The organism is Fulvivirga aurantia, assembly GCF_009711475.1.
GTDB classification, from domain to species: Bacteria; Bacteroidota; Bacteroidia; order Cytophagales; family Cyclobacteriaceae; genus Fulvivirga; species Fulvivirga aurantia.
This window is the reverse complement of sequence record NZ_SMMD01000356.1, coordinates 1-1962: the sequence shown is the minus strand read 5'-3', so window position 1 is coordinate 1962 and position 1962 is coordinate 1. Positions and strand designations below refer to the sequence as shown.

The following is a 1962-nucleotide window of genomic DNA, read 5'->3' as shown; positions in this document are numbered from 1 at the left end:
TTTTACTTTTTGCTTCTTATGACGATATGCGACACATAGATGTCAACTACGATTTATTCCTAAACTTTAAAGTCAACAAGTTTATTAGTACCAATTTTGGTGTACAAGCTATCTATGATCACGATATCGATATTGAAGACGAAGACGGAGATGTAGGGCCACGGCTGCAGCTGAGAAATACACTCAATGTAGGTGTTACCTTCAATTTCGGAGATCAACTAGAAGAATAGCAATTTAGAAATCAGGATCTAAACCGAGCCTATCCCTAAGCTGATTGAGGATAGGCTTTTTTTCTGCCAGATGATCAAATTTTTCCTTGTTTGTATAAATCATCTTAGTTTCTTCGGCTTCTAACAGATGGGTTACAAGTTTTACTTTTCCATTGTTAAGCCTTGTTTTAAGAAACTGTACCAAATCAGAGCGAAACTTATCGAGAATCACCTCTTTTACAGAATTGGTAAGAGGTAGCTTTATTATAAAACCATCTTCTAAATCAATATTCTGATTAAGCACCATATACTCAGAATCCTTACCTTCGGCTTTTTTCTGATTGGCAAACTCGTCCCAGTAACGCTTTACATCTTCAAATGTAAAAGGATCCTCACCAAAGGTTTCTTCCGGCTCTGGTTGTGCGTTTTCTTCCTCTTCTTTTTTATTGAGAATATCTGTGACATTAGGAAGACGCATGGTCGACTTCAGCTTAGAAGACGATAGCTTTTCCATTCTCTTGGGAGGTGGTGGTTTTACGGGTGTAGTTTGCTCGGTATTGGGCTTGCTATCAGCTTCGTCCTTTCCTGCATCACTATTTGGGGTAGGAGAAGTTTTTTTCTCAGCAGCTGAAGATGGCTGAGTCTCCTCTTTATTTACATCACTTTTTTTTTTAGGCCTTCATCTTGAGATAAAGAAGCCAAACTGATTGCTGCCTTAAGGTTAGACAGTTTCATCAAAGTAAGCTCAACGTGCAATCGTTGGTTTTTACTCGCCTTATAGTTGAGGTCACAATGGCTAATGATATTTAAGGCTGATAGTAGAAAAGACAATGAAGACTTGTTGGCCTGTTCGGTATATTTCTCTTTAGCCACTTCTGGTACTTCCAGCAAGGCAACTGTAGCGTTGTCTTTACAAACCATAAGGTTTCTAATATGCTCAGCCAGGCCAATTATGAAATTGTGCCCATCAAACCCTTGCTTTAAGATTTCATCAAATATAAGTAATGAGTTGGCGATGTCTTCATCCAGAAGATGGTCTACCACTCTGAAATAATACTCATAGTCGAGTATGTGAAGGTTATCTATCGTTGATTGGTATGTTACATTACGATCAGACGAAAATGTAACGATAAGGTCAAAAATAGAAAGTGCATCTCTCAGTGCGCCATCAGCTTTTTGAGAAATAAGGTGAAGCGCTGACTCTTCCGCTTTAATATTCTCTTTCTCGGCAATAAATTTTAAATGATCTGCAATATCAGAAATTTGAATTCTATTGAAATCAAATATTTGACAACGAGAAAGGATGGTAGGGATCACCTTATGCTTTTCAGTGGTTGCTAAAATGAAAATCGCATAGGGAGGTGGCTCCTCCAATGTTTTAAGAAAAGCATTAAAGGCGGCATTAGAAAGCATGTGAACCTCATCTATGATATACACCTTGTACTTACCGTATTGCGGTGGGTAACGTACCTGATCGATAAGGTTTCTAATATCATCTACTGAGTTGTTTGAGGCTGCATCGAGCTCGAAGATATTTAATGAGTTGCCTTCGCTACTCTCATCAAAATCATTGATCATGCGAGCTAAAATACGCGCACAAGTGGTTTTACCCACACCTCTAGGACCACAAAAAAGCAGCGCCTGGGCGAGTTGGTTGTTATCGATCGCATTTTGCAGCGTGGTAGTGATGTGCTGCTGCCCTACTACTTCTTCAAAGCCCTTAGGTCTATACTTACGTGCCGATACAACAAAC

3 protein-coding genes and 1 pseudogene are annotated in these 1962 nt (G+C 39.2%); 2 read left to right on the top strand and 2 right to left on the bottom strand.

Features of this window, described 5'->3' with window-relative positions:
- Window positions 1-230 (top strand): annotated as a pseudogene (locus E1176_RS20370) (DUF3078 domain-containing protein); the annotation flags it as partial.
- A gap of 4 nt (window positions 231-234) precedes the next feature.
- Here the strand turns inward: E1176_RS20370 and E1176_RS01790 are convergent.
- Window positions 235-687 carry a hypothetical protein gene (locus E1176_RS01790; RefSeq protein ID WP_155208863.1) on the bottom strand — a complete coding sequence of 151 codons (453 nt, stop codon included), beginning with the start codon at window positions 685-687 and terminating at the stop codon, window positions 235-237.
- Between E1176_RS01790 and E1176_RS01785 the strand changes: the two genes are divergently transcribed.
- Window positions 686-850 (top strand): hypothetical protein, encoded by a 165-nt coding sequence (locus tag E1176_RS01785; protein ID WP_155208862.1) that lies wholly within the window; start codon window positions 686-688, stop codon window positions 848-850. The two genes, E1176_RS01790 and E1176_RS01785, sit on opposite strands and share 2 nt — an antisense overlap.
- 13 nt (window positions 851-863) lie before the next feature.
- Here the strand turns inward: E1176_RS01785 and dnaX are convergent.
- Window positions 864-1962: DNA polymerase III subunit gamma/tau (gene dnaX, locus E1176_RS01780; protein WP_155208861.1), on the bottom strand; the 1099-nt coding region annotated here is incomplete at its 5' end.

Bases quoted from the DNA above. Each gene is read 5' to 3' on its own strand.
- E1176_RS01785 (WP_155208862.1), top strand. From the start codon at position 686: ATGGTCGACTTCAGCTTAGAAGACGATAGCTTTTCCATTCTCTTGGGA.
- E1176_RS01790 (WP_155208863.1), bottom strand. From the start codon at position 687: ATGCGTCTTCCTAATGTCACAGATATTCTCAATAAAAAAGAAGAGGAA.